The 5,992-nt window shown below is 36.5% G+C and carries 3 protein-coding genes; all 3 read left to right on the plus strand.

Annotated elements, in window-relative coordinates:
• Positions 1-2,149, plus strand: a 2,149-nt coding sequence (locus tag AACY61_RS07435) for a SusC/RagA family TonB-linked outer membrane protein (protein WP_339610947.1), incomplete at its 5' end; no start/stop codon positions are given.
• A 10-nt stretch (positions 2,150-2,159) separates the two neighbouring features.
• Positions 2,160-3,542 (plus strand): RagB/SusD family nutrient uptake outer membrane protein, encoded by a 1,383-nt coding sequence (locus AACY61_RS07440; RefSeq protein WP_339610948.1) that lies wholly within the window; start codon positions 2,160-2,162, stop codon positions 3,540-3,542.
• An 11-nt stretch (positions 3,543-3,553) separates the two neighbouring features.
• Positions 3,554-5,992 (plus strand): prolyl oligopeptidase family serine peptidase (locus AACY61_RS07445; RefSeq protein ID WP_339610949.1); only part of this gene is annotated, 2,439 nt, incomplete at its 3' end.

Here is a 5,992-nt window from a genome sequence, read left to right on the forward strand (position 1 = left end):
GCAGTACATCAAAATGCGCGAACAGGCGTTTGAAAATGATGGCTTACCCGAGCTACCACCCACAGCCTATGACATTAATGGTACTTGGGATCGAAACCGCTATACAGATTGGCAAAAAACGCTAATTGGGGGTACTGCATACAAAAATCATTACCAGGCTACCTACACTGGGGGGAGTATAAAAAACAAGTTCTTGGTGAGTGGTAATTATTTAAATGAAACAACCGTGTTTCCGGGTGATTCAAAATACAGGAGAGCTTCTTTTTTGGCAAATTTCAACCACCTTTCTGATAATGATCGCTTGCAATTTGATGTTTCGCTCAATTACAGTGTGGATGACAATGACCTTCCTGCAACAGATTTCACAAGTGAGGCGAGGTTGTTAGCTCCAAATGCACCTGAATTATATGATGCTGAAGGAAACCTTAATTGGGAAAACAGTACTTGGAACAATCCTCTACGTCACCTGGAATCAACTTATTTGGCAAAGGCAAATAACCTGATTTTAAATGCTGCTTTTCGATATAAAATTTTCAAAGAACTTGATTTTAAATCCACTATGGGGTACAATCAGTTTCACCTTAAAGAGAGTAGAACAAATCCCCACACACTTTTTGACCCTGCATTTGGTTTAGACAGCGGTTTTTCTTCAATCTTTTTGAATACTGGAGAAAGGAGCTCGTGGATTTTTGAACCCAGCCTCGTTTGGAACAAAGAGTTTGGAAAAAGTAAATTAAATGTATTGGTTGGCACAACATTTCAGGACCAACAACAAAACAGCTTAAAATTACAGGCCACAGGTTTTAATAGTAATAGTCAGATTTACAATATAGCTGCTGCTTCAACTGTGGATATACGTAGCGATGAAGAGAATGAATACAGATACAATGCAATCTTTGGAAGGGTTAACTACAATTATAATGGAAAATACATACTGAACCTTACCGGCCGTAGAGATGGATCCAGCCGTTTTGGGCCGGGCAACCGCTTTGCGAATTTTGGTGCCATTGGGGCTGCTTGGATTTTTTCAGAAGAGGAATTTGTTCAAAATAATTTGAATTTTCTGAGTTTTGGAAAAATTAGGGGCAGCTATGGTACAAGCGGTAACGACCTTATTGGTGATTATGCATTTCTCAATACATACTCCACGGGGGGTACAAACTATGAAGGCATACCCATTGTGGAGCCTACGCGCTTGTTCAATCCCAAATTTGCTTGGGAAATAAATAAAAAACTCGAATGGGCAGTTGAAATGGGCTTATGGAATGATAGGGTTTTCATAACCACCGCTTATTATAAAAATAAATCTTCTAACCAATTGATTGGTGTTCCACTTCCGGGAACAACGGGCTTTAATAATTTACAGGCAAATTTTGATGCTACCGTTCAAAATACAGGACTTGAACTGGATGCCAGGATAATTCCGGTTCAATCTGCAAAATTTAAATGGGTTTCTTCATTCAACTATTCATCTCCTAAAAACAAATTAGTGGCTTTTGATAATCTGGAATCATCAACTTTTGCAAATAGGTTACGCGTGGGCAAACCCCTCAATATTGCTTTGGTATATCAATACAATGGGGTTAACCCCGAAACAGGGGTCTATGAATTTGAAGATTTTAATAATGACGGAGAGATTACAGGTACAGATGACAAACAAAAGGTGGTTGACTTAAGTGTCGATTATTTTGGAGGCTGGAGCAATCATCTGGCCTATAAAAATATATACTTGGATTTTAGTTTTCAATTTGTCAAACAAAAAGGGTATAACTACCTGTTCCATTATCCGCTTCCCGGGGAAGCAGTAAACCAGTCAGTGGAGATTTTAAATAATTGGCAAGAGCCAGGGGATCAAGCATCCATTCAGGGGTATTCTGCGGGTTTCAATATTGATAAACTGTTTGGTCATGCTTTTCATAGATCAAGTGATGCTGCTGTTAGCGATGCTTCCTTTGTTCGGCTTAAAAACATTGAAGTCGGATATAATATCCCTACAAAATGCTCAAAAGGCTTTAACTGTAAGGTGTTTCTCAAAGGGCAAAATGTATTGACTTTTACCAAATTCAAAGGCCCCGATCCTGAAAACGCAATGTATAGCAGATTACCTCCATTAAAGCTGTTTTCTATGGGATTACAATTAACTCTTTAAATCAAAAATCATGAAATATTTTATAAAATACACTACAATTAAAACTGCAGTTTTAATGCTGATTATAGGAACATTTATTTCCTGTGAACCATTTATTGATGTAGAGCTACCTTCACACTTGTTGACACAGGAAGCTATTTATGAAAATCCGGAAACTACCCGTGCCGCACTTTCAAACATTTACAGTAAACTCAGGGATAATACAATTATAACTGGATCCCAAGCAGGTATTTCAAACCTGTTAAGCTTGGCAGCTGATGAAATGACATATTATGGCACACAACCACTACCTGATCAAGATTTCTATAACAATGCCATTTTACCTGGAAACCCGGTCGTTTTATCATTTTGGAATCAAGGCTACAACCTTATATATGCTGCAAATGATATAATTGAAGGCGTGACAAATAGTTCCGGTCTAACCCCTGAAGAAAAAGAGGTCTTTATCGGGGAAGCTTTATTTATTAGGGCATTTATACATCATTATCTTACGCTCCTTTTTGGCGATATTCCATACATCACCACTACCGATTACCTTGAGAATACCAATGTATCGCGACAATCTGTAGAAACGGTTTATGAAAACATAATCTCAGACCTCCAGACAGCAAGAGACCTACTGCCCGTTGAAAATGTCGAGCTTAAAACCAGGCCCAATAGATGGGTGGCAACAGCTATGTTGGCGCGTGTTTTCCTATACCAGGAGAGATGGCCTGAAGCTTTGGAAGAAGCTACAGTGGTTATAAATAATTTTCAATGGGAAGAAAATATCAATCACGTATTTCTAAATACCAATCCGGGTACAATTTGGCAATTGATGCCTGAGTCTGAGGCAGTAAATACGCTGGAAGCACAAACGTTTATTTTCACAACGGCACCGCCACCGTTAAGGGCCTTAAATCAAAATATAGTGGATTCGTTTGAAAGCAATGACTTGAGAAAAACTGCCTGGATAGGTGAGGTCTCAAATGGCACGGAGTCTTGGTTCCATCCATATAAATACAAATTGTTGCCCGGTTCTGGCAGTAATAATGAATATTCGATTGTATTTCGCTTAGCAGAACTTTATCTAATCCGGGCCGAAGCGCACGCACATTTAAACAACATCCCCCAAGGAGTATCAGATTTAAATAAAACAAGAAATAGGGCAGGTCTTGCAAATGCAATGGCTAATGATAGTGAAAGTTTATTAGTTGAAATTTTCAATGAGCGTAAAAAGGAACTGTTCACTGAAATGGGGCACCGATGGTTTGATTTAATTCGATCCAACAAGGCAAATACTGTATTGGGGCCATTAAAACCGGGCTGGAACAATACAGATGTATTGCTTCCGCTTCCGGAACAAGAATTATTGCTCAACCCCAATTTACTTCCTCAAAATCCCGGATATTAAAATAAAATAAAATGAAAATAGTAAAGAATAATCAAGAGCCTTCAATAGGTACAATTTCGATAGCAGTAATTTTTTTCATGGTTTTTTGGTTGGCTGCCCCGCTTATGGGGCAGTCATCACCAAAAAAAGACCTTCAAGTTTCAGATTTTTCACTTTGGTATAAGTTAACCCCGATTGAGCTGTCAACAAATGGAAATTGGGTGTCATTTGTTAAATTATATAAACATCAAAATGACACAGTATTTGTAAAAAACACAAACAATGAAACCCAATATTTCATACCCGCTGCAACTTCTGGAAGGTTTTCAGAAAACAGCAAATGGTATGCGGCATTAAACAAAGAGGCCATATTAAAACTGATAGCGCTTCAAGAAAGCGGTGAAGTTAATATCAAAAATGTTCGGTCACACTCATTTTCAAAGGACGGCCGGTTTTTAGGATATATTCAATCAGGTTTAGACGAAAATCCCCATTCACAAGTCTTTACTTTAAAAGATTTAGAAGGCAATCGCGAATATGTTTTCAATGACATTAAAGATTTTGTTTTTGATACAAAATCAAATTCAGTGCTGTTATATCGTCATACCCCAGCTGTAAGGGAAATCAAATTAGTAAGCCTGATAAATCCTGACGATGAAATTGCATTACACCGTTCAGAGATAGGTGAATACACAAGTTATGTCTTTTCAAAAGATGGCTCGTCTGTGGCATTTATGGAATCGATGGTAGTAATGGATTCTACCAAACCGCTTAACTATAAGGTTCATTGGATAAGGGATATAAAGCACCCAAAAAGTAGTTCCATTTTTAACCCTTTAGAAAATGATATACTTGATTCCCCGGTATGGGTACAACAAGACTTCTTCTTTAAAATGACCATTGCTGATGATAACAAAAAACTATTCTTTCATATTGACTTTGAGCAAAATGAATTAGAAGAAAACGAGAATCAAAGTTCTCCTGTAGAAGTATGGAATGCAGCAGACAGGTTTACATACCCATCCTACCAAAGGATTAAAAAAAATGTTACAAACCCTAATATTTTAGTTGCTTGGTGGCCTGATAAAAACAAACTGGTGAAATTGGGAAACAAGACCTATTCTAAAAGTTTGCTTTCTCCAAATCAAAAATATGTTTTCACTTACAGTGAAATTGATTACCGTCCCCATTTTGTTTACAATGATGAATTAACCGATACATTTATTTATGATACTGAAACAGGTGAGTCAAAAGAGTTCATTAAAAAGAAAAAATTGAATAATAGAATGGTTCATTTTTCTCCATCAGGAAAGTATGTTTCTTATTTTCATAAAAATAATTGGTGGGTATATGATACTGAAATAAACACGCATACCCAAATCAGTGAGAACAATAATCAATATGCTAAACAATTTGAATATTCATTTCTAAAACAACATGTGGGAAGAAAACCGGCCTGGTCTGTGAATGAGGAAGAGTTTATATACTATGATTCACATGATATTTGGGCAAGTAAACCAAATGGTTCAAATAAAAGAAGGTTGACTTTTGGTAAAGAAAATGGAATAACATTTCGCATTTATGACCTGGCATTTACTCATCTGGAAAATAATATTGAGAATATTTCCTATTCAGAAGAGTATGATTTGAAAAAAGGAGTTTTCCTAAAAGCAGTAGATGAAGATGAAAAATCGGGATTTTTCTATTTGGAGAACAACAATACACAGCAAATTGTCTTTAAAAATGCGTACATACCTTGGCTTAAAAAAGCAAAAAATACAAATACAGTAGTTTATACAGAAGAAAGATTTGATTTGCCAAGAAGGATAGTAAAAACTTCATTGTTAAGGGAGGTTAAAAATAGGCTTGTTTATCAAAGCAATCCACATCATTTCAAGTTTGATTGGGGGAAATCAGAACTTTTAAAATATAATGATAATGAGGGTAATCAATTAAAAGGTGCCTTATTTTTCCCGGCAAACTTTAACCCTATTAAAAAATATCCGGTTATCGTCCATTTTTATGAAATTATGTCTGATAAACTTCATCACTACCAGACACCCACTCTTTATAATTCTATAGATAATTTTAGCAATTTCACATCTGATGAGTATTTTGTTTTTTTTCCTGACATTAAGCAAGATAGAGTGGGGCCGGGACTGTCTGCATTAAATTCAATAAACGCGGGTCTTGATGAACTTATTAAAAGACCTTATATAAACAACAAAAAACTAGGATTGACAGGACATTCATTAGGTGGATATAGAACGGCTTTTATTGTTACGCATACAGATAGATTTGCTACCGCAATAGCAGGTTCTCCGGCAACAAATTTATTGAGCAAATATTTATCTTATGCCTGGATGTGGTCACGACCCCAAACTTGGAGGTTTGAAAGGCAGCAGTTTGGCTTTGGCATACCCTATTTTCAAAACCCCAATTTATATATTAGTAACTCTCCCATTCATCAC

It is taken from the genome of uncultured Planktosalinus sp. (assembly GCF_963973675.1).
GTDB lineage: Bacteria > Bacteroidota > Bacteroidia > Flavobacteriales > Flavobacteriaceae > Planktosalinus.

Bases quoted from the DNA above. Each gene is read 5' to 3' on its own strand.
- AACY61_RS07440 (WP_339610948.1), top strand. From the start codon at position 2,160: ATGAAATATTTTATAAAATACACTACAATTAAAACTGCAGTTTTAATG.